The 21,703-nt window shown below is 41.1% G+C and carries 25 protein-coding genes, 4 tRNA genes and 1 riboswitch; of the genes, 21 read left to right on the top strand and 8 right to left on the bottom strand.

Going from position 1 to position 21,703, the window contains the following annotated elements; genetic code table 11:
- The first annotated feature begins 19 nt into the window (after nucleotides 1–19).
- From ispE to panD, 9 genes are all read left to right on the top strand, one after another.
- Nucleotides 20–859 (top strand): 4-(cytidine 5'-diphospho)-2-C-methyl-D-erythritol kinase, encoded by an 840-nt coding sequence (gene ispE / locus FTU12_RS03355; RefSeq protein ID WP_180113854.1) that lies wholly within the window; start codon nucleotides 20–22, stop codon nucleotides 857–859.
- Between the two features lie 3 nt (nucleotides 860–862).
- Nucleotides 863–937 (top strand) — tRNA-Gln (locus FTU12_RS03360).
- Nucleotides 938–975: 38 nt separating this feature from the next.
- Nucleotides 976–1,050: transfer RNA gene (locus FTU12_RS03365), tRNA-Gln, on the top strand.
- Between the two features lie 28 nt (nucleotides 1,051–1,078).
- A tRNA-Gln gene (locus FTU12_RS03370) sits at nucleotides 1,079–1,153 on the top strand.
- A gap of 91 nt (nucleotides 1,154–1,244) precedes the next feature.
- A tRNA-Gln gene (locus tag FTU12_RS03375) sits at nucleotides 1,245–1,319 on the top strand.
- 37 nt (nucleotides 1,320–1,356) lie between these two features.
- Nucleotides 1,357–2,310, top strand: a complete 954-nt coding sequence (locus FTU12_RS03380) for a ribose-phosphate pyrophosphokinase (protein WP_078191360.1) — start codon at nucleotides 1,357–1,359, stop codon at nucleotides 2,308–2,310.
- Nucleotides 2,311–2,408: 98 nt separating this feature from the next.
- Nucleotides 2,409–2,705 carry a 50S ribosomal protein L25 gene (gene rplY, locus FTU12_RS03385; protein ID WP_168378105.1) on the top strand — a complete coding sequence of 99 codons (297 nt, stop codon included), beginning with the start codon at nucleotides 2,409–2,411 and terminating at the stop codon, nucleotides 2,703–2,705.
- 20 nt (nucleotides 2,706–2,725) lie between these two features.
- On the top strand, nucleotides 2,726–3,301 hold the full coding sequence (gene pth, locus FTU12_RS03390; protein ID WP_180113752.1) for an aminoacyl-tRNA hydrolase: 576 nt from the start codon (nucleotides 2,726–2,728) through the stop codon (nucleotides 3,299–3,301).
- 150 nt (nucleotides 3,302–3,451) lie between these two features.
- Nucleotides 3,452–3,832, top strand: coding sequence for an aspartate 1-decarboxylase (gene panD, locus FTU12_RS03395; protein ID WP_078192181.1), 381 nt, complete (start codon nucleotides 3,452–3,454; stop codon nucleotides 3,830–3,832).
- Nucleotides 3,833–3,963: 131 nt separating this feature from the next.
- On the opposite strand, the gene FTU12_RS03400 is transcribed toward panD, so the two are convergent.
- The gene (locus tag FTU12_RS03400) at nucleotides 3,964–4,578 is read right to left on the bottom strand and encodes a GDYXXLXY domain-containing protein (RefSeq protein WP_257223963.1); all 615 of its coding nucleotides are present in this window, start codon (nucleotides 4,576–4,578) and stop codon (nucleotides 3,964–3,966) included.
- Nucleotides 4,575–6,416, bottom strand: coding sequence for a DUF2157 domain-containing protein (locus FTU12_RS03405; protein ID WP_180113753.1), 1,842 nt, complete (start codon nucleotides 6,414–6,416; stop codon nucleotides 4,575–4,577). Before FTU12_RS03405 ends, FTU12_RS03400 begins: the two co-directional genes overlap by 4 nt.
- 170 nt (nucleotides 6,417–6,586) lie before the next feature.
- Nucleotides 6,587–6,740, top strand: a riboswitch (FMN riboswitch).
- A gap of 103 nt (nucleotides 6,741–6,843) precedes the next feature.
- Here FTU12_RS03405 and ribB point away from each other — a divergent pair.
- Nucleotides 6,844–7,503, top strand: coding sequence for a 3,4-dihydroxy-2-butanone-4-phosphate synthase (gene ribB / locus FTU12_RS03410; RefSeq protein WP_180113754.1), 660 nt, complete (start codon nucleotides 6,844–6,846; stop codon nucleotides 7,501–7,503).
- A gap of 86 nt (nucleotides 7,504–7,589) precedes the next feature.
- Here the strand turns inward: ribB and FTU12_RS03415 are convergent, their stop codons facing one another.
- A complete protein-coding gene (locus FTU12_RS03415; RefSeq protein ID WP_180113755.1) occupies nucleotides 7,590–8,201 on the bottom strand; it encodes a LysE family translocator in 612 nt (203 codons plus the stop codon).
- Nucleotides 8,202–8,262: 61 nt separating this feature from the next.
- Nucleotides 8,263–8,751, bottom strand: coding sequence for a DUF1289 domain-containing protein (locus tag FTU12_RS03420; protein WP_168378110.1), 489 nt, complete (start codon nucleotides 8,749–8,751; stop codon nucleotides 8,263–8,265).
- A 188-nt stretch (nucleotides 8,752–8,939) separates the two neighbouring features.
- Between FTU12_RS03420 and FTU12_RS03425 the strand changes: the two genes are divergently transcribed.
- The 5 genes from FTU12_RS03425 to FTU12_RS03445 all read left to right on the top strand — a co-directional run bounded on the left by FTU12_RS03425 (nucleotide 8,940) and on the right by FTU12_RS03445 (nucleotide 12,335).
- Complete coding sequence (locus tag FTU12_RS03425; protein WP_180113756.1) at nucleotides 8,940–9,872, top strand: rhodanese-related sulfurtransferase; 933 nt, start codon at nucleotides 8,940–8,942, stop codon at nucleotides 9,870–9,872.
- Nucleotides 9,873–10,066: 194 nt separating this feature from the next.
- On the top strand, nucleotides 10,067–10,363 hold the full coding sequence (locus tag FTU12_RS03430; RefSeq protein WP_180076735.1) for a hypothetical protein: 297 nt from the start codon (nucleotides 10,067–10,069) through the stop codon (nucleotides 10,361–10,363).
- A 389-nt stretch (nucleotides 10,364–10,752) separates the two neighbouring features.
- Nucleotides 10,753–11,364: a DedA family protein gene (locus tag FTU12_RS03435; protein ID WP_168378111.1), complete on the top strand. Its 612-nt coding sequence runs from the start codon at nucleotides 10,753–10,755 to the stop codon at nucleotides 11,362–11,364.
- A gap of 20 nt (nucleotides 11,365–11,384) precedes the next feature.
- The gene (locus FTU12_RS03440; RefSeq protein ID WP_078192189.1) at nucleotides 11,385–11,795 is read left to right on the top strand and encodes an ABZJ_00895 family protein; all 411 of its coding nucleotides are present in this window, start codon (nucleotides 11,385–11,387) and stop codon (nucleotides 11,793–11,795) included.
- A 123-nt stretch (nucleotides 11,796–11,918) separates the two neighbouring features.
- Nucleotides 11,919–12,335 carry an ABZJ_00895 family protein gene (locus FTU12_RS03445; protein WP_180113757.1) on the top strand — a complete coding sequence of 139 codons (417 nt, stop codon included), beginning with the start codon at nucleotides 11,919–11,921 and terminating at the stop codon, nucleotides 12,333–12,335.
- 80 nt (nucleotides 12,336–12,415) lie between these two features.
- Here the strand turns inward: FTU12_RS03445 and FTU12_RS03450 are convergent, their stop codons facing one another.
- Both FTU12_RS03450 and FTU12_RS03455 read right to left on the bottom strand, forming a co-directional pair.
- Complete coding sequence (locus FTU12_RS03450; protein WP_078191372.1) at nucleotides 12,416–12,940, bottom strand: YecA family protein; 525 nt, start codon at nucleotides 12,938–12,940, stop codon at nucleotides 12,416–12,418.
- A 67-nt stretch (nucleotides 12,941–13,007) separates the two neighbouring features.
- Nucleotides 13,008–13,217: a PA3496 family putative envelope integrity protein gene (locus FTU12_RS03455; protein WP_078191373.1), complete on the bottom strand. Its 210-nt coding sequence runs from the start codon at nucleotides 13,215–13,217 to the stop codon at nucleotides 13,008–13,010.
- Nucleotides 13,218–13,616: 399 nt separating this feature from the next.
- Between FTU12_RS03455 and rpoD the strand changes: the two genes are divergently transcribed.
- The 6 genes from rpoD to FTU12_RS03485 all read left to right on the top strand — a co-directional run bounded on the left by rpoD (nucleotide 13,617) and on the right by FTU12_RS03485 (nucleotide 20,197).
- Nucleotides 13,617–15,506: an RNA polymerase sigma factor RpoD gene (gene rpoD / locus FTU12_RS03460; RefSeq protein WP_078191374.1), complete on the top strand. Its 1,890-nt coding sequence runs from the start codon at nucleotides 13,617–13,619 to the stop codon at nucleotides 15,504–15,506.
- A gap of 127 nt (nucleotides 15,507–15,633) precedes the next feature.
- Nucleotides 15,634–15,921 (top strand): YbeD family protein, encoded by a 288-nt coding sequence (locus tag FTU12_RS03465; RefSeq protein ID WP_078191448.1) that lies wholly within the window; start codon nucleotides 15,634–15,636, stop codon nucleotides 15,919–15,921.
- A 156-nt stretch (nucleotides 15,922–16,077) separates the two neighbouring features.
- The gene (lipB, locus tag FTU12_RS03470) at nucleotides 16,078–16,737 is read left to right on the top strand and encodes a lipoyl(octanoyl) transferase LipB (protein ID WP_180048752.1); all 660 of its coding nucleotides are present in this window, start codon (nucleotides 16,078–16,080) and stop codon (nucleotides 16,735–16,737) included.
- 75 nt (nucleotides 16,738–16,812) lie between these two features.
- Nucleotides 16,813–17,346, top strand: a complete 534-nt coding sequence (locus tag FTU12_RS03475; protein WP_180011534.1) for a hypothetical protein — start codon at nucleotides 16,813–16,815, stop codon at nucleotides 17,344–17,346.
- Nucleotides 17,347–17,349: 3 nt separating this feature from the next.
- Entirely contained in the window at nucleotides 17,350–18,534 is a 1,185-nt protein-coding gene (locus FTU12_RS03480; protein ID WP_111885299.1) for an iron-containing alcohol dehydrogenase, read from the top strand.
- Nucleotides 18,535–18,799: 265 nt separating this feature from the next.
- Nucleotides 18,800–20,197, top strand: coding sequence for an APC family permease (locus tag FTU12_RS03485; RefSeq protein WP_168378115.1), 1,398 nt, complete (start codon nucleotides 18,800–18,802; stop codon nucleotides 20,195–20,197).
- A gap of 57 nt (nucleotides 20,198–20,254) precedes the next feature.
- Here FTU12_RS03485 and FTU12_RS03490 read toward each other — a convergent pair whose 3' ends face one another.
- Entirely contained in the window at nucleotides 20,255–20,893 is a 639-nt protein-coding gene (locus tag FTU12_RS03490) for a hypothetical protein (protein WP_180025802.1), read from the bottom strand.
- A complete protein-coding gene (locus FTU12_RS03495; protein ID WP_180007579.1) occupies nucleotides 20,871–21,683 on the bottom strand; it encodes a DUF6502 family protein in 813 nt (270 codons plus the stop codon). Before FTU12_RS03495 ends, FTU12_RS03490 begins: the two co-directional genes overlap by 23 nt.
- Nucleotides 21,684–21,703 lie beyond the last annotated feature (20 nt).

Genomic DNA, 21,703 nt, shown 5'->3' on the forward strand with positions numbered 1-21,703 from the left:
AAGCTGAGCTATGACTTCTGTGATTCGTGTACCTTCTCCTGCAAAACTCAATTTGTTTTTGCACATTACTGGCCGACGTCCTAATGGATATCACGAATTGCAGACGATTTTTCAGCTCATCGATTTATCTGATTGGATGGAATTTCACCCACTTGCAAATTCTGCTGATGAAAATTTTATTCAAATTGAGGGCTTAAACAGCGTCAATCTAGAGCAAAATTTAATTTATCGTGCTGCTCAAATACTCAAACCGTTTGCTAAAGCACTGACTGCACAAAAAATCCACATCGAAAAAAATATTCCGATGGGTGCAGGGCTCGGTGGTGGTTCATCCAATGCAGCCACCACCCTAATCGTGCTCAATCAACTATGGAAATGTGGTCTAAATACCGTACAACTTGCAGAGCTCGGCTTACAACTTGGGGCAGATGTTCCCGTGTTTGTACATGGTCTAAATGCATGGGCAGAAGGCATCGGTGAACACTTAACATTCATAGATTTAGCTCAAAAACAGTACATTGTGTTAAAACCTGACTGTTTTATCAGCACTCAGCTGCTTTTTTCACAAAAAACGTTGACAAGAGACTCAAAGCCCACTAAATTTTGCGGCTATCAGGAAACGCCATCTGATTTTGGAAATAACTTTGAGCCTGTGGCACGAAGCTTATATCCCGAAGTCGATGAAGCAATGCAGTACTTAGATCAGTTCGGTGCCGCAAAGCTTACAGGTACAGGTGCTTGTGTATTTACTGAAGTAACTGAAAATATGAATATTGATGACATATTGAAAAATGCACCATGTAAATCTTACTTGGTTCGCAGTTTACAAGAATCACCATTACGTCATTTTGAAGTTTGATATAGGGGCGTCGCCAAGTGGTAAGGCACCGGGTTTTGATCTCGGCATCCGTTGGTTCGAATCCAGCCGCCCCTGCCATCATTTTTCACCTGTAGATGTAATTGCTGTAAAGTATTAGGGGCGTCGCCAAGTGGTAAGGCACCGGGTTTTGATCTCGGCATCCGTTGGTTCGAATCCAGCCGCCCCTGCCATTTACTTTATTCGCTATTTCATCAATTTAGGGGCGTCGCCAAGTGGTAAGGCACCGGGTTTTGATCTCGGCATCCGTTGGTTCGAATCCAGCCGCCCCTGCCATTTACTTCAAAAAAGACAGAGCATAATTTGCAGTATCTTTGTTGTTTCAACTTGACAAAATACCGCAAAAATATTAAAGTTCTGCCGCATTAGGGGCGTCGCCAAGTGGTAAGGCACCGGGTTTTGATCTCGGCATCCGTTGGTTCGAATCCAGCCGCCCCTGCCATCTAATTCCCTAATTTGCCAACCGCCAAGGGTGCTTCATGCCCAATCTTGTCGTTTTTAGTGGATCTGCACATCCACAATTCGCCCAAAAAGTCGTTAGCCACCTTCACATCCCTCTAGGTGCTGCATCTGTAGGTCAATTTTCTGACGGTGAAATCGCTGTCGAAATTACTGAAAATGTTCGTGGTAAAGACGTATTCATCGTACAACCAACTTGTGCCCCAACTAACGATAACCTTATGGAAATCTTAGTTATGGCTGATGCTTTGCGTCGTGCAAGTGCTGGTCGTATCACTGCTGTCATTCCTTACTTTGGTTATGCTCGTCAAGATCGTCGTCCACGTTCAAGCCGTGTGCCAATTACAGCAAAAGTTGTTGCAGATATGCTCACAACTGTTGGTATTGACCGCGTTGTCATGATCGACCTTCATGCTGACCAAATCCAAGGTTTCTTCGATATTCCTGTAGACAACATCTACGGTACTCCTGCGCTTTTAGCAGATCTTCGTCAACAGTCACACGACAACTTAATGGTTGTTTCTCCTGACGTTGGTGGTGTAGTACGTGCGCGTGCTGTTGCTAAGCAAATGGGTGATATCGATCTTGCGATCATCGACAAACGCCGTCAAAAAGCGAATGAATCTCAAGTAATGCACTTGATCGGTGACGTTAAAGGCCGTGACTGTGTCATCGTTGATGATATGGTGGATACAGCAGGTACATTGTGTAAAGCTGCTGACGCACTAAAAACTTTTGGTGCTCGCAAAGTTGTTGCTTACGCAACTCACCCAGTACTTTCTGGTAAAGCTTTAGAAAACTTGAAAAACTCTGTGATTGACGAATTGGTTGTAACAGACACCATTCCGCTTTCAGAAGAAGCTCAAGCTCTTGGTAAGATTCGCCAAGTTTCAGTTGCAAGTATGGTTGCTGAAACAATTCGTCGTATTAACAACGAAGAATCTATTAGCGCAATGTTCGATTCTTATCTATAATATAGCGCTAAATTTAAAAGCCCTGCCTTTTGGTGGGGCTTTCTATCACTAGACTGGTCGAAGGTCTAGTCAATTAAACTTAAATAGGAATGTCTATCATGGCAAACTTCGTATTAAATGCAGTAGCACGTGAAGAAGCAGTACAAGGGAAAGGTTCGAGCCGCCGCCTTCGTCTTCAAAATAAAGTACCAGCAATCATCTACGGTGGTGCAGCTGAACCTGTAGCAGTTACTTTAGAACTTCGCGAACTTGTTAAAGCTTTAGAAAGCAACGCGTTCTTTGAAGAAGTTGTTGAAATCAACATCGACGGTAAAGCTGAAAGCGTTAAAATCCAAGCTTTACAACGTCACCCAGCTAAAAACACTCCTATGCACGCTGACTTCAAACGCGCATAAGTGTTAAATGGTGTAAATGAGTGAGCAAACTTTCACTGATTGTTGGTTTGGGTAACCCAGGTTCTGAGTATGCCCAAACCCGCCATAATGCAGGCTTCTGGTTTGTAGAACGCCTTGCAGAACAATATGGCATCCAACTTAAAGCTGATCCTAAATATAAAGGCATCAGTGGTCGTGGTAATATCGAAGGTCAAGACGTTCGTCTGCTGTTACCCACAACCTTTATGAACCTCTCAGGTCAAAGTGTTGTTCCCTTCGCCAAATTCTATCAAATTGCTCCTGAAGCAATGCTTATCGCACACGATGAACTCGATATGAACCCGGGTGTCATTCGCCTGAAAACGGGCGGTGGTCATGGTGGTCATAATGGTTTACGCGATATCGTCCCGCATATTGGTCCAAATTTCCATCGTTTACGTATTGGTATTGGTCATCCTGGTTTTAAAGAACGTGTCTCAGGCCATGTTTTAGGTAAAGCACCAAGTAGTGAACAAGGTTTAATGGATGATGCAATTGCACATGCCTTATCACGTACTAAATTGTTGGTAAGTGGTGAGATTCAGCAAGCCATGAACCAGATCAATGCTTACAAATAGAACTGACAATTCCACAAATTGTTGAACAATACTTATTGCCATCTGAATGATTTCAGAGCAAAATGCGCTTGCATTTGACTGCTCACCCAGCATTCAAGAGATTGTTCCACCATAAGATACGATCTTAGGTCTACCAAGGAGACGCTAGCCATGCTATCTCGTTTATTAAAAGCTAAAATCCACCGTTGCGTCGTTACACAAGCAGAATTACATTATGAAGGTTCTTGTGCAATTGACGGTATTCTTCTAGATTTAGCCGGTATCCGTGAATATGAAGAAATTCATATGTGGAACGTGACTAATGGTAAGCGTTTTACCACTTATGCCATTCGTGGTGAAGAAGGTTCTGGCATTATCTCTGTAAATGGCGGTGCTGCTCACCAAGCAGATATTGGTGATTTGATGATTATTGCAACTTTTGGCGATTTCACAGAAGCTGAAGCAAATGCACATAAGCCACGTTTAGTCTATGCGAACCCAAACAACACAGTGAACCACACAGCGAACTGTATTCCAGTTCAGGTTGCTTAATTCAAGCATTTAAAAATTCTAAAAAGCCCGCAAAATTTGCGGGCTTTTTTATGGCTGAACTATGCATTATTGACTACGAAAATTCAGTATTAGACGCATATCACTACATACAACTCAACAGCTCAATTTGTCTACCCTGCTCTCGGGCCCTTCCACCATGCTTGGTTTTGTTTACAATCAAAGGGCTGTAAATGCTCTCCGACCAACCCCACCAACAAAGGCTGACCATTTTCTTGTACCTTTAGCTCTGCATATTGCGCATCGCGATAGCACGGTTCCAAACCTTCAGCAAATAAAAAGCTGCTCGCAGCGGGATATAAACCCTCAAATCTATTGTCAGGATTTTTGAGCACCAGTTTTGTGGATGAGCTTGGATACTGCGCTAACAACTCTGGGTTGAAACTGGTTCGAATCACTCTACGCTGTGCATCAAGCTGCACATAACTCACAATACTTTTTTGATCGACAAAATAGTCACGGTGTACATTTTCTTCTGTATTTGCTTTGGCAGCCTGCCCATTGGCAGATTGCTCTTTTGATGGCTGACCACCAAAATAGAGCTGATAATTCAAGGCCATATAATCCCCTTGAATTAAAGAGCGCGGATCGACAGGTTGCAGCTTTACATAAATACTCTGACTGTTTGCCAGATGCCATTCATGACGTGCAATCATCAGCACAAATAAAAGAATACTGAGTACAGCCAAACCAATAGGAAGTATTTTTTTATTGAGTATGTTCATCATGCTCCTCCCCCTTGTTTAAGCTGTATCGTAGATAACATCTTGGTAATGCCAAGCAGCAAAAGACCAGAGATCAAAATCGTTAAACTTTTCAATAAAAAACTCAGACCCAAATTGTAGTACAGCATCCATAAGCTAAAAATGATCAACACGATGCAAAGGGCTTTAACCAAAGATTGCTGATAGACCTGCGCCCATGCCAATAAAACCAATAACAAGAAAATTCCAAAATAGCCCATCGCAATCAGCACAAGGCCCAATAGCAGTAACGGCCATTTTTCGCTCCCCACCTGTTTTTGCTGATTTGCGATGTAAAGACCAAGCCAAACTACAGGCAGTAGATAACAGACAAATAGGTCAAGAACACCATGTTGGGTCTGTTCAAACTGTAGAATGTTATTTGACAACGTCTGCAACACCACACCCGCCAATACGATGCATAACATCCATAACACAATGCTTTTTCGATACATCGAGTGCAACCAAGCTGTTGCACTCCCGAGCAAGAAAATCAGTAGAATATAATTCAATCCAATCACAGCTAAGATGACATGTTCATTGCTCATAAAAAGATCGGCATCAAATAGTGTGGCCACTGCAAGGCCGTATCCTGCAATGAGTTGAATAAAAACAATAAACCAATGCATTCGACTAAACAAACAGAGCAATATAACGCCAATTTGCAACACTAAAATAAACGAAATGCTATTGGTTAAGCTCTCTGTATGAATGAAGACCGCAGATTGGCCACATACCCATAAGCAGTAAGCAAATTGGCGACTAAAGATACTTTTAGCTCGTCGAATCAACCACCAAGCCACAGCTACAAAAACTAAGCCCATGACGATCGAAAACGCCTTCCAATAGGTCAGCAATAAGCTCGATAAAATAATGCCTGCCAACCATGCCCCAATCGCTAAAGGAATAACCGCAAATTTAGTCTGTGGCAGAAATTTCATCAGTGCCCAACTGATCACCGCAAACCAAGCAAATATCAGCAAAGCAAAAACCAACAATCCTGCAATCGAATCAGATAAAATATGTTCTGCCCATTGGAAAATCAAAATACTGAAACTCGCGGCAAGACCCGCGGCTTGTAAACTGGTTTCTAATGCACGATGTTGTCGATAAAAATAGATAATCAGATAAATTGGAAGCAACAAGGCAAAAATTAAATATTGCCATTGATACTGATCTACCCCATTTCCGCAGTATAAAAACATGCAATACATCGACATTAGTGTAATGAATGCAATAAATACTAAGCGCAGTGCAGCATAATATTTCAAACAATAGGTCACACAAATTGCCGTCAATACATTCATACAGAGTAAATACCACCAAGAATGATCAACGATTAAATAGCTTTGTTTAAAATATAAAAATAATGCCAATTGACTGATCAAACACAGTAACGCAAAGACTCCGATATTCGGTCGATATAACCAAGGTAAAAGCAGCAAAGCCCAGACTAAAAATAACAGATAACTGTCTGCACCTGTTTGATAGACCTGTCCAATCACAGCCAAACTCAATCCGAGCAACAAAGCACTTAAAGCATCTAAACTTTGCTGAATCCAAGCATGCCTTGCAAAATATACACTCGTCACAGCACTCAGTAGCAACAGCAACATTGGAATTGCCAATTGAATGAATTTTGGCAACATCAACCAGTTTGCCGCGATCAAATACACGAAACTGGCTGCTATCAGTGCAACACCAATCACTTGCAGATACCGAATGACCTGTACATCTTGGAACAGATCTGTTGAAAACTCTTGATCTAACTGTGAACGATGCAGCTTTATATTCTGCTGCTGAGAATGCTGAGGAGCGGTCATTTTTTATCATTATGCAATCATGGTTGATTTATCGGCACGATAGCATGCTTTGACACACTTTATATAAATGCTTACAAATCCAATCTTATAACTTTACTTATCTAAAATTTTGCAAATGATTCTAAGCAATAATCCCCCATCATCACTCAAACAGGTCTATACTCAAGACACATCGCTTCAGGGCGGGGTGAAATTCCCCACCGGTGGTAAATTTGCTGGGTTGAAAGCCCTGCAAAAAGCCCACGAGCCAATCGTTTAAACGCGATTCGCAGATCAGGTGCAATACCTGAGCCGACGGTATAGTCCGGATGAAAGAAGACGACGTCACATCTCTATATCATTGATAATTTTCAATATATATCGTAACGCCACTATTTCACATGTCCTGAAATGTTCAACCGTATCTAAAATTTACGCGAGCGTTTCAATGTCTAGTTTAATTCAACCCGAAATTTTCTTTTCTGCCCTTCCACCTGCAGAACAGCGCATGCTGCAAACCTTAGAAGACATTCGTCAAGGCAAGCCTGTTTTAGTCATGGACGATTTTGACCGTGAAAATGAAGCCGACCTGATTGTTGCTGCAGAAACACTCACTGTAGAAACCATGGCACGTATGATTCGTGACGGTTCAGGAATTGTCTGCCTGTGTTTAACCGATGCTCAAGCCAATCATTTAGAACTTCCACCCATGGTGTCTGATAACTCTAGCCATTTTAAAACTGCCTTTACTGTCACCATTGAAGCTGCGGAAGGTGTTACTACTGGCGTTTCAGCAAAAGACCGAACAACTACAGTCAAAGCCGCAATTAAAGATGGTGCTGTTGCTAGTGACTTAAACCGTCCGGGTCATGTTTTTCCTTTACGTGCGCGTGAAGGCGGCGTATTGACCCGTCGCGGACATACTGAAGGCACCATTGATTTGGCACGTCTGGCCGGTTTAAAACCTGCAGGTGTTTTGTGTGAATTAACCAACCCAGACGGCACAATGGCCAATGGCGTACAAGTTTTAGCGTATGCACAAACGCATCATTTGACTGTACTCACCATTGAAGAAATTGTGCAATATCGCTTACAGCACAATCTCTAGTGCGAATAAATTAAAGCTCTACACGTTCATAAAAAGGCTGATTGAATCAGCCTTTTTATTTTTTACTGCACATTTCAAGTTAAGAATTAAGCCGTGAATGTGCTATAGATGCCATAGATGGCAACCACCACTAAAATCAACCCACACAGGGCCAACAATTTTTTATACCAGCGAGATTTCGACAATCGATGAAAAGACAAATACACCAAAGACAAGGTTGCGAAATCTAAAACGATCCAACTCAGGGTCAACACAATTAAACTCAGATCAAGATGAGGAGTAATTCCTACAAACTGCGGAAAAAATGACGCGAAGAAAATAATATCCTTAGGATTTGAAATCCCCACAATTAGTCCTTGCTTAAAGCCCCCTTGTGCTGCTTTTAACTGCAGAGATTGTGCAGTGGACTGTATACTTACTTCTTTTAAAATATCAAAACCAATATAAGCAATATATATACAACCCAGTATTTTAATGCCATCGAGCCAGTGCGCATTCACATTTAAAATGCCTTTTAAAATACACACCGACAGTACGATCAAAATCAGTGAAGCAAAATTCGTCCCGACAATGGTTTGAAATGCCTTTTTATAGCCGCCTTGTAAGCCTGCACTTGCGACCAACAGCATGACAGGTCCAGGCGTTGCAATCATCACGATGACTGCCACACAATATAAAAAGTACTCCGAATAATTCACGCTGAGATTCCTTCACTTATTTTTTAGATCACGATAAATTTCATACATAAAAAAAGAGGACTTAGTCCTCTTCATCCATGTTTTGCAATAAATGCAAGCGAATGGCATCTGCTCTTAAGAATGCCAAATCATAGCTGGCTGTGGCGAGTGCCAAAACGCGACGCTCAAATTCATCCCACAACGGTCGTACCTGTTTGTAATGTATCCCGAGTCCACTTTCATCTGTGAAATGACGGTTTTTTTCGCAGAGCTTGAGTGCGTGATACAGTTTACGGCCTTTGCTTGCATCTGGACGCAAGCGAACTCGCTTAGACAAGACAAAGCCTTCGACATGGATGATATCTGCTTGCGGCAACATCGGTATTAAAATTTGATCTAACTGTGCATCTAAACGACACCAAATGGCCGTGTGTTGCTCTGCCGTATAGGTATTCCATTTTATGACTTCATGATTAAAGCGGCGGCAACCACGACAGACTGAATCACCAAATACCGTAGAACAACGCCCTGCACATGGGGTTAACGAGGCAATTCGACGATCAGTACTCAAAACCGGCTCCATTCAATCAATATTTATGGGATAAAAACAACTCGGCATGACTATACACGCTAAAACTACTGAAATGAAGCTATGATCAAATGTGTGGTTAAAAGCCATCGCTTTACTCGCTTATTCATCCAAATCACGGTAGAATGTGCGCCTTAATTTTTATCCTGTTTATTCACTTGGAGTACTCCATGAACGCTACTGTAGAACAGCTTGCACCTGTAGAACAGCAAGCGACCTCTGGTTGGGTTGTTGCCGCACTTTATCAATTCAAAGAAGTTCAAGATCCTGCTGATCTTCAACAACGTCTTTTAGACTTGGTAAAAACCATCAACCTTTGCGGTACTCTAATTGTGGCAGGTGAAGGTATTAACGGTACGGTTGCCGGTGACCGTAAATCTGTAGATATCATCCATCAATTCCTTCTCAATGAAGGCTTCAATGCGATGGAATACAAAGAATCGCATAGCGCGGATAAACCATTCCGTAAAATGAAGATCAAACTGAAAAAAGAAATCGTGACTTTAGGTGTGGAAGTGAAACCACGTGATTTAGTCGGTCACTATCTTGATCCTAAAGAATGGAATGAACTAATTGCACGTGATGACGTAATCCTAATTGATACACGTAACGACTATGAATACAAAGCAGGTACATTTAAGGGTGCGATTGACCCGAAAACTGAGACTTTCCGTGAATTCCCTGAATACGTGAAAAAAGAGCTTGAGCAGCATAAAGATAAGAAAATTGCCATGTTCTGTACAGGCGGTATTCGCTGTGAAAAATCAACCTCACTTTTACTTCAAGAAGGCTTTAATGAGGTTTATCACCTTAAAGGCGGTATCTTAAAATATTTAGAAGAAACCCCTGCTTCCGACAGCATGTGGGAAGGTGAATGTTTCGTATTTGACGGTCGTACTGCTGTCACTCACGGTATGGAAGAAGGCGAAAATATCAAATGTCACGCATGCGGTTGGCCACTGGCTCCTGCTGAAGTTGAACTTCCGAGCTACGAACATGGCGTATCATGCAAATACTGTATCGACAAAACTACTGAACAGCAAAAAGCAGGCTTCCGTATGCGTCAATCACAAATTGTGGCAGCAAAACGTAAGCGTCTCTAAGGAAAATTTGTTGTAACGATATATAAATAAAAGCCCTATTTTTAGGGCTTTTTTTACGCATTCTCAACAGTGACTTAATTTTTTTGACAAAATAACTATATCTGGTTATTTACGAGAATCAGTTCGCGCATTTATGCTTATTCTGATCAATTGATCCGAGAAAATCATTATAGATAATTGAAAAGGAAAGCATTATGCCAAAATTAATCAACTCTCCAATTGCAACCTCAAGGCGCCTTGCTTTACCCGCTCCCCGTGTAAAAGAAAGTGTAGGAGAATTAAAACACCTCCTTAACCAACAGTCGCATATTTTGATAGTCAGTATTGCTACATGCATTGGTGCAATTTTTGCCGTATTTATTGCTTATACATTGCACTTACAACCCACTATGCTCAACATTCTTGGACTTTGTGTGATTCCATTTGCTTTATCTCTGAGCTTACGCCAAGTCTATATTCACACACTGTTAAATATGGAACATGATGATTAATTTATGCACCTTGCAACGCTACTTATTGCAACTTTGTCCTACGCTGTTCAGTACATAAAACGATTTTTAAGGCTGCTAAAGCGCCAAAAATCAAAAATAAAATCCAAACTGAACAGCGTACACTCAATACTATAAAAACTATGATCCAAGCCTTTCAATTCTTCAATCTTATATCATTCAGCATTGCTTAATGCCATCACGCATTAATACATTTTCCTTCTAATTAAGCCTACATGTTCCTTCTAATTAAGCCTACATGCTACTTAATACAAGATGAACTCAATATTTATTGTTTTTGCTTAGGTGATTTCAGGAATATCTAAAACTGAACTTTACCCACTGCGCTTTTCAACATAGGATAAATACACCTTTTCTCTGCCTTGGCTACCATGACTTTAACTGAATGGATCATTTCAATCATGGAACAATTGGGTTATCTCGGTATTGCCCTACTCATGTTCCTTGACAATGTCTTCCCCCCAATCCCCTCAGAAATCATTATGCCCTCGGCTGGCTATTCTGCCTCCCAAGGTCAACTACTGCTCATTGGTGTCATTATTTCAGGTTGTGTCGGCTCTTTACTGGCGGCTGCATTGCTATATTGGATTGGTTATAAATTTAAGCATGAATCCATCTTTCACTTCGTCGATCGCTATGGAAAGTATTTATTTATCAAATCGGCAGATGTAAAAAAATCTCTAGCATGGTTTGAGCAATACGGTCACCGCATTGTATTTTTTGGCCGGATGATTCCAGCTGTGCGTTCTCTCATTAGTATTCCTGCGGGAATGAGCCGCATGCCATTTTGGAAGTTCATGTTTTATAGTGGTTTAGGCACGATTATTTGGACCACTTTTTTAGCTTGTATGGGTTTTTATTTAGGTGAAAATCAGCAGTTAATGCAGCAAATATTTAGTAAAGTTGGCCATGTGATTATTCTGATCACAGTCATCATTATTAGTTGGATTTTGTACCGTCGACATAAACGTCGACCTCGTTAATTTTTTGTTTTGGGGCTTAAATGAAACACTATCTCCTACACTTTGCTGCTGTTTATAGCATCGCCTTGGTGCTTTTGATTACCGTATTAATTTTTGGATTAAATCTTGGTGGTATTACATTAATTCCTACATTGGTGGCATGTGCATTAATCAGCGTTGGGCATTTTGTAAAGAAAGAACAACGTGTGCCTAGCAACCATGAAAAGATCCAACTGGTTTGGGGCTCCAGTGCCGTTGCAATCATCATTGGTAGCTTTTTTGTGCTGTTCTTGGTGCTGATGAATCCCAATGCCGAAAGCATTATGAAGTCTGTGGATAATGCAGGCATTGGGCTAACTGCTGTAGTTATGCTCTGCATGGTCGCCATTCATGGCACGATATTTCATATTGCCTACGGTTGGTATGCAGACTACTGCGCTAAAAAATTATAAATTTTTTTAACTTATTCCGTTAGAATTTGAATCAATACCCTTCACTGAAACTTAAAATTCAATGAAGAAACTTCGGGCAAGCTATACTCGCTCTTTATAAAACGAAAACATGAACATTAAATAATGAAAAAATACATCATCACATTTAGCATTGCTTATGCCCTCGCCATGGTCGCTGTCGCAGCCATTGAATCTTTCTTTAATTTACCCGGTGGTTCATCTATTACCTGTCTCATCGTGGGCGGTTTTTCTGCGGCATCCAGCTTTGTCAAAGACCATAAGCGAGTGCCAGATAAGGCTGAAAAGAAAACCCTGATTTGGAGCTGTATTTTGGCTTCGGTACTGATTAGTGTCGTCGCAACCGTCATTTGTCTCTTAATCTTCCCAGAAACCCAAGCCTTTATTCAAATGGTGCTAACGCAATTACCCGCTTGGGTCTGGCTGCTTGCTATCAGCTTTACGCTACTTATCCATTATCTCGTGTTGGCTTTATCTTTTGGATGGATGGCGAAAAGCTTCTTAAAAGCCCAACGCAGTTAAGCATTAAGATTGATTTTGAATTAAAAAAGTACAGCGCTTAAAAAAGCACCCCAAGGTGCTTTTTTTAAATTTCGTCGCAATTAATTTGGTGTGTGATACATCAAATATAATTCGTTCAAATTGGTTGGGATTTCTTCTGCAAGTTCATCCATCAACTGACCATTGCGACGGAAAGATTCCATTTGTGGATCTTCTTCATCAATGCCGCTGAACACCATGATTGGCAAAGTTAAATCAACCAATTGTTCTTCAAACTCGTCGGTGAACCATGCATCTTCGTTTAGGAACATGGCATCAACGAAGCCAACACTCCAGTCACCAAGACTTGATTCAACATCGGCTTCTTCAATTTCAAATGGAAATTCAATACCATCTTCATTGGCAAGATTCTGACGAATCGATTCGAGCCATGCTTTTACTTGCGCAATAATTTCAGCAGGTACTTTTTTCTGATTGTTATCAAAAAGTTCGTCTAGCCATTTATCAAAAGCTGGGCCTACTGCAATTGCACACAAAAAACCATGAGTCGCTGCAAAATCTAGACCATGCTCGTTGTCATCGCCGTCTAGATAGTCACTCAAAAGGTCTAAATCTAAAGCACTCATTTCAAATCCAGAGTTAGAAACTTAATGCGTAAGCATAGCATTTTCAAGCGCTATGCTAAATCGCTATTTAGTCTTCTTCGTCATCAAAATCATCGTCATCGTCGATGTCGTAATCAAAATCTTTAAGCTCACGTTCAAGACGGCGCTGAGCCAGAAGGTCATCAATAAGTCGGCGCTTTTCTAACGATTCTTTCGCGCTAGTTTTTGCACTGGCCTCATCGAAATTCACATCATCATCACCGTAGTTATCATCTAGTTCAAAATCTGTAGAAGACACCAAAACTACCTCATAATGAAAAAAATTGAAGGGGTCTAGCCGCTATTTATATGGGATATAAAATATTGTCAAGTTTTATTTGTTTTTTTAACATCTAAACTTTAAAAATAGGGCTTTTTTTCTTACCAAAACCTGTGGCATGATATAATCCACCCTGCGTCCTTCATTTTTATGACAGTCACAGTTGACCCATAAAATAATCGATGCATGGGATGAACTTGAAAACAACAATTTCAGCCCCACCTAAATTACTGAATTTAAATTTTTAATATCTCATTGGACAGCTTGATGCTGTACCGTCCTAATGGGATAAGCCAGCTATTCACAAGATTTAATGAGACGATCGTGCTAAAATGCACGGTTTTTTACTGCCACAGATTCAACGAAGAGTAAGCAAAGATGAGCGATATGACTTCCCCTACTTCTCAAGTAGCGGCTCTGATTAGCCGAGGCAAAGAGCAAGGTTACCTAACTTTCGCCGAGGTTAACGATCATCTCCCGGACTCAATCACCGAAAGTGAACAGATTGAAGACATCATTCAGATGTTGAATGACGTGGGTATTCCGGTACATGATCGTGCACCAGAATCTGACGATACAATGTTTGAAGGTGGCAGCGAAGCGACTGACGAAGTTGCTGAAGAAGAAGCCGCTGCTGTACTTGCATCTGTTGAAAATGAACCCGGTCGTACCACTGACCCTGTGCGTATGTACATGCGCGAAATGGGTACAGTTGAACTTTTGACACGTGAAGGCGAAATTAGCATTGCAAAACGTATCGAAGAAGGTATTCGTGACGTTTTACACTCTATTGCTTATTGGCCAAATGCGGTCGAAGTTGTACTGCAAGAATACAAAGATTATGAAGCGGGTGAACGCCGTTTAGCTGATATTCTTTCTGGTTATTTAGATCCTGAATCTGACGAAGCCATCCCTGAAGTGATCGACGAAGAAGATTCTGAGATCGATGAAGACGAAGCGTCTACCAACAAGCCGACCAAAGATGTCAAACTTGATGATGACGATGAAGACGAAGAGTCTGAAGGTGATGATGATTCTGAAGGCGAATCTGGTCCAGATCCTGAAATTGCTAAAGCACGTTTTACTGAGCTCGAACAAGCATGGTTAGTGACTAAAGCTGCTATTGAAAAAAATGGACGTAACAGTAAAGAAGCTGCTGCTGCACTTGAAGCACTTGCGACTGTGTTCATGATGTTCAAATTTACACCACGTTTATTCGATATCATCTCTGATTTGATCCGTAATACTCATGACCAAATCCGTACTTCTGAACGTGAAGTCATGCGTTATGCAGTACGCCGTGGTCGTATGGACCGTACTCAATTCCGTACGTCTTTCCCAGGTCAAGAATCTAACTTTGCTTGGTTAGATGAACAAATTGCTAAAGCACCTGCAGAAATGAAAGGCTATCTTGAAAAAGTCCGCCCTGACGTTCTTGCATTCCAACAAAAAATCGCTGACATCGAAAAAGAACTTGGCTTAGATGTTAAAGGCATCAAAGACATTTCTAAACGTATGTCGATTGGTGAAGCGAAAGCTCGTCGTGCGAAAAAGGAAATGGTTGAAGCCAACTTACGTTTGGTAATTTCGATTGCAAAAAAATACACCAACCGTGGTTTGCAATTCCTCGACTTGATCCAAGAAGGTAACATCGGCTTGATGAAAGCGGTGGATAAATTCGAATATCGTCGTGGTTATAAGTTCTCTACTTATGCAACTTGGTGGATTCGTCAGGCGATTACGCGTTCTATTGCCGACCAAGCACGTACTATTCGTATTCCAGTACACATGATCGAAACCATTAACAAGATCAATCGTGTATCTCGCCAACTTCTTCAAGAAATGGGTCGTGAACCGACACCTGAAGAATTAGGTGAACGTCTAGAAATGGACGAAGTGAAAGTTCGTAAAGTGCTTAAAATCGCGAAAGAACCAATTTCAATGGAAACACCAATTGGTGATGATGAAGATTCGCATCTTGGTGACTTCATTGAAGACGGCAACATTACCTCTCCGATTGATGCTGCAACGTCTGAAGGCTTAAAAGAAGCAACACGTGAAGTTCTTGAAAACTTGACTGAACGTGAAGCAAAAGTCTTGAAGATGCGTTTTGGTATCGATATGCCAACAGACCATACTCTGGAAGAAGTTGGTAAACAGTTTGACGTAACACGTGAACGTATTCGTCAGATTGAAGCGAAAGCTTTACGTAAACTTCGCCATCCATCACGTTCAGAGCATTTGCGTTCATTCCTTGAGAATGACTAACCTATAACTAGGACAATGCAGGCTTGAATATGGGGTTTTCCACCCCATATTATGAGCATGTAGCAAATGATTCCAAATACCTGCTCATTGCAGGTATTTTTAAATAATGAGGTGTCCCATGACTGATATGACTAATCGCGCTCCTTCACGTGAATTGCAAGAGCATCTTTGGGTCTTCCCTATGGACTACCCAATTAAATTGATTGGTAATGCAGGTGAAGAACTTCGCCTAGCAGTGAATGAAATTTTTGTTAAACATTTTCCTGATTTTGATGGCAGCAAAATGACTGTAACGCCATCTCGCACAGGTAAATATCATTCAATTACTGCTCAATTACGTTTCGAAGAGTTAGAACAAGTACATGCGGTCTATGCGGATTTAGCAGCTTGTAAACACATTCGTACTGCGCTGTAATTCTGTTGATGCAATTAAAAAAGCACGCTTTAGAGCGTGTTTTTTTATGTCTAAATGCAATAGTAATCCCTTCAAGTATTCAGTATTTAACCCCCTTTTGTACGCTTAATTCATTATAATCCATACATAACTTTGATAGAAAAGGACACGAAATACGTGACTGAAACTGTTCAAAAACCCGAATTAATTATTCGTCAATATAACCACCTTACCCCTTATGCAGACCGCTTTTTAGAGATGAAAACTCTCACTGAACAGCGAGATGAAAACTCACCTGATGAGCTGTGGATATTGCAACATCCCGATGTATTAACTCAGGGGCAAGCTGGCAAACCTGAACATATTTTGGTGCAAAGTAACATCCCTGTGGTACAAACAGACCGTGGTGGACAAGTCACTTGGCATGGACCGGGTCAGTTGGTGGCTTATTTCATGTTTGACTTAAATCGCTTAGGTTGGAACGTGCGTACGCTGGTTTCCTATGCAGAAAACTTGATGATCGAACTGCTGAAAAAGTACGGCATCGACGCTTATGCCAAGCCTGATGCACCCGGTGTTTATGTTGCAGAACGCAAAATTGGTTCTCTCGGTTTTAAAATTCGTAAAGGCCGCAGTTATCACGGTTTGGCACTGAATATCGATTGTGATCTATTTGGTTTTCATACCATTAATCCATGTGGCTATGCTGGATTAGAAATGGTTCGTATACAAGATTTAGTACAGGATTACCCTAAATTTGAAAACTTATGCGTCGATATCATTGATACTTTGAAAAACAGTGGTTACTTTAAAGACGTAACAATCAAACAACTATAAAAGACTTTGCTTTCTCAAATAAAATAATTTAGAGTAAAAGCTCTAAATTAATAATTATAGATAAGGGATGTACACGTGATTGCAACTAAATCCGTTAAACCCGCGCTCCAGCAGGCCTATGTCAAACTCATGATGGATGTGATTGGCAGAGGTCTGGTCATGGCGAGCCAGGTCGATGAAGAAATTAAACAAGAAGTTGCTAAATTTCCAGTTAATTTTATTTTATCTATGAATGTTTTTCCTAATGGCGCTGCATTTGTCGCGCAAGTCACGGAAGACCATCAACTCAAACTCCTCACACCCGGCACTCAAAAGCCTGACTTAACCATTACGTTTAAGCATTTGAATCATGCCTTTTTGGTCTTCTCATTTCAAGAAAGTACCGCACAAGCCTTTGCCAATGACCGCATGATCGCCGATGGTGATTTGTCTTATGCCATCCGACTGGTGCGTTGTCTCAACAAAATGGAAGCGTTAATTTTACCTAAATTGGTGGCTGAATTGGCTGTCAAAGAATATCCAACACATTTAAGCCTAAAAGAAAAACTGAGCGGTGCTGCAAATATTTATTTAAAAGTAGCCCAGTCTTATTTAAAACGGAGCGCATAACACATGGCTAAACCATATTACGAATTTTTCTGTCCTGTAAAAGTGATTGCTGGCCATGCTGCTTTAGAACACATCCCATTCGAACTGTCTACTTTGGGTGCTAAACGTCCCATGATCATTACTGACAAAGGTGTTCGCAGTAATCAATTACTTGCACCGATTGAAGCGGCATTTGAAAGTACCGAGACGGTGATTGGCTATATTTTTGATGATGTTCCGCCAGACTCAAGTTTAGAAACCGTACGTAAAGCGGCTCAACTTTACCGCGACAACCAATGTGATGCCATTATTGCAGTCGGTGGCGGTTCAGTCATTGATACCTCTAAGGCAACCAATATCTTGGTGTCTGAAGGTGGCGATGACTTACTGAAATACTCAGGTGCGCACAACTTACCAAAACCGTTAAAACCATTTTTTGTGATTCCAACAACCTCGGGTACAGGTTCAGAAGTGACTATGGTCGCTGTGGTTTCTGACCCTGAAAAGAATGTAAAAATGGCCTTTGCATCGAATTATTTGATGCCACATGCGGCAATTCTTGACCCACGTATGACGCAAACTTTGCCACCCCATCTTACGGCGATGACAGCGATGGATGCGATGACGCATGCCATTGAAGCCTATACGTGCATGGCGGCGAACCCGATTTCAGATGCCTATGCAACTGCCGCAATCAAGAAAATTAGCAATAGCTTATTTGGTGTATTAGATAATACCAGCGATGCACATGGTCGCTTAGAACTTGCACAAGCTTCTACGATGGCAGGAATTGCATTTTCGAATTCGATGGTTGGATTAGTGCATTCATTAGGTCATGCACTGGGTGCAGTCGCTCACCTGCCCCACGGCTTATGCATGAACTTATTCCTGCCGTATGTGTTGGAATACAACAAAGAAGTAAATGGCGATAAGATTGCTGAATTGCTATTACCACTGGCTGGCCCTGATATTTATGCACAAACGCCGGCCAACCTCCGCGCTGAAAAAGCCATTTCAACACTTTTAGCCATGCGTGACCGCTTGTTTAGTTTGACCAAATTACCTCGTACTTTGAGTGAAACTGGCAAGGTGACAGAAGCTCAATTAGATGAAGTGGCAGAGAAAGCACTGAATGATGGATCGATTATTTATAATCCTAAAGAAGCCAGCTTAGAAGACCTCAAAACTATTCTAAAAAAAGCTTGGTAATTGCTGAAAAATAAGCGAATATAGCGAAAAATTAAGCCTGATGTTTTTTTAAACATCGGGCTTTTCACTTGCAGAACACAATATCAGTTATTTTTTAATCAAACTGGCATAATTTCTGCTAAAAATAATTTCAAAGTTACTGACAAAATGTACCAATTTGGAGTAGATTGGCGCACTTTTGTTTTAAAACGTAGGGGGGATCGTTCGTCTCAAACGATCCTTAGAATATGACTGATCCTTGATCAACGATAAGAGGATAACGCCGTTGACAAATATCTCTGGGACTCAATCGGCAGCTAAACTGCAAAAAACGCTTGGACTCTGGCACATTATTATTATTGGTTTGGCTTATATTCAGCCGATGACCTTGTTCGATACCTTCGGTCTAGTTTCTGAAGAAAGTCATCGACACGTGCCGACATCTTACATTATTGCCCTGATTGCAATTTTGTTTACCTCTATCAGTTATGGACATATGATCCGTCGCTATCCATCATCGGGTTCGGCGTATACCTATGCTCAAAAATCCATTCACCCGAACGTTGGTTTCATGGTGGGCTGGTCATCATGGCTAGATTACCTGCTGTCTCCAATGGTGAATATTATTCTTGCAGTGATTTACCTTGAAGCACTATTTCCAACAGTAAACCACTGGGTATGGGTCATTGTGCTAACGGCATTCATGACTGGAATTAACTTACGCGGCGCGCGTTTTGTTGCTAACTTTAACAGCCTGATTGTACTTGTGCAGTTATTAGTAATTGGTATTTTCACGTGGATGGTCTACAGCAAGCTTCAAATGGGCTTCAATGCTGATGGCCCGATTTCTGCGGCAGAACGCTACCAATTATGGAGCCTTGAGCCATTCTGGAATGAGCTGACGTCTGTGGGTGCGCTGATTACAGGTGCAACATTACTGTGCTTCTCGTTCACTGGTTTTGACTCATTAAGTTCATTGGCAGAAGAAACAAAAGATACTGAGAAAACACTGCCGAAAGCGATTTTCTTAACTGCTTTAATCGCAGGGATTATCTTCATTATTAGTACCTACTTCATGCAGCTGTTCTTCCCTGCTGAGCCGGGTAACTATTTCAAGAATATTGCTGAAACACAGCCAGAGATACTCTTGCTCGTCGGCGGCTCACTGTTCCAATCCTATGTTTTAACTTTTGCGATTGTGACAGTAATGGCATCAGGTATTTCTGCACATGCCGGTGTATCACGTCTGATGTACGTAATGGGGCGTGATGGCGTCATTAACAAGAAGATCTTTGGTCATATTAGTCCGAAAAACTTCACACCATCGTACAACATCATGATTGTAGGTGCGGTTGCATTAACTGCGGGCTTTATGGATCTTGATATTGTCATTTCGATGATTAGTTTTGGTGCATTGACAGCCTTTACTTTCGTGAACTTATCTGTGATTTCACGTTATGCACTTCGTGATGGCCGCACAAAAACAGCCAAAGATATTTTTAGCTTTGTCGTTATTCCAATGCTTGGCTTTATCAGTATCTTTGCGATGTGGTTAGAAATTGAAGAAACTGCATTGAAATATGGTTTATGGTGGGCAATGTTCGGTATTTTATACCTTGGTTATAAAACTAAAGGTTTTAAACACCCTGCACCACAACATAACGAATTTGATGACAAACTATAAGTTTTCCATCTCATAAAAAAGGCGCTTTAAGCGCCTTTTTTGTTTTAAATATACCAATTAAGGTTGTATGAATTTTCTAGATTGCTGAAATTGAATTGAAATTTCTTCACACTTGTCTGGTGTATTGCCTTTTAATTCAACCGATGCTCCATCACCGTGTGACCATATACCATCTTCAACAGTCTCTAAATTTACAGCTGCTTCAAATATATGCTGTTGTTGTGGATAGAGTTTGATATCTATAGGTGTATCACATACTTGTTTTGGAAAATATGGTCTAACCTGCTCGAATAATTGCATGGTTAATGGCATATCACATTGCAAATGAATGGTGACTGGTACGCTATTGGTATTTTTTAAGATCAATTGAACATTTTGCGAATTAAGATCCGCTTGGGCAGCAGGTATTTCTACATACGTTTTTGTGTCAATCGACTGACGATCAAATGGATTGAGGAAGGCTAATTTACGTTCCACGCCATAACAAGAATCCTGCACGGAAGCTGAAAACTCTAAATATCGTGTCCCCAAGATAATTGTTCCGCGGCCATCCCCTGCATGACCGATATCAATGATTGGATCACCTGTGCCTTCGATCGTTACCCCACCGCTCGAAAAAAAATCAATTTCACAGCCTGACAATATGGACATCAGGCTGCAAAGTGTCAGTATTTTAAAATTTAATTTTCGCATCATGTTGATAAACTCCAAAGCGAAATGCACGATTTGCTTCAGGATTCCCGTCATCCATTGCGCAACGCTCCGCGGCAAGTTTTAAAAGTTGTAGTGAGTATTTCTGCCAAAGCTCTAAGCTCATTTCATGTAATTTATTAATCGATTCTTCTGTTAATTCGTCAGCACAAATGGCTTGTTCTAAGTAAGGTATTTCATCAGGATTCAATAAATTATGCAAACCCGCTTCTAAATGCGCTTGAACATTTCGTGTTAAAATTTTACGTGCTTCTAACTGCGAAGGATCTGGAATAAAACGACGTTGTTGTAAATACACCTGTCCATCTTTTTCAGTGGCAATTTCCAAACGAACAAGCTCATTGAGTACCGAACGTGGATGGCGCTCGGTGGAGATACGTTTCACTAACATTTCAAAACTATTTTCCGACTCACTACTAAAGGGCAATGAATCCCCCCAGCCTTCTGCAAGCCACAAACCAATCACACGTGATGGCACACTAATTGGCTCCGAAACAGTTGCTTCAGTCAGATCCTTACCCTCAGAAATCACTTCTTTATAAGCAGTCACGTCTTTACGGTGCAGGCCAGAAAGTAAACTGATCGCGGAAATCGTCGGTTTTTGATCGATACGCTCTAACTCTTGTACAGCTTGTTGGAAAAAAACCGGTTTCAATGCAGCAGTAAACTCGGTATATCCCACACCTGAGCGAATCAGCCATTGGCTCAGCTCATTCATCAGCACCAATACTTGCTGTAAATTTTGATCTGCCTCATTAGTGAGAAGTTTGCTCATTGAATTGCCATGAAAATTAG

It is taken from the genome of Acinetobacter sp. YH12063 (genome assembly GCF_013419715.1).
Lineage (GTDB): Bacteria > Pseudomonadota > Gammaproteobacteria > Pseudomonadales > Moraxellaceae > Acinetobacter > Acinetobacter amyesii.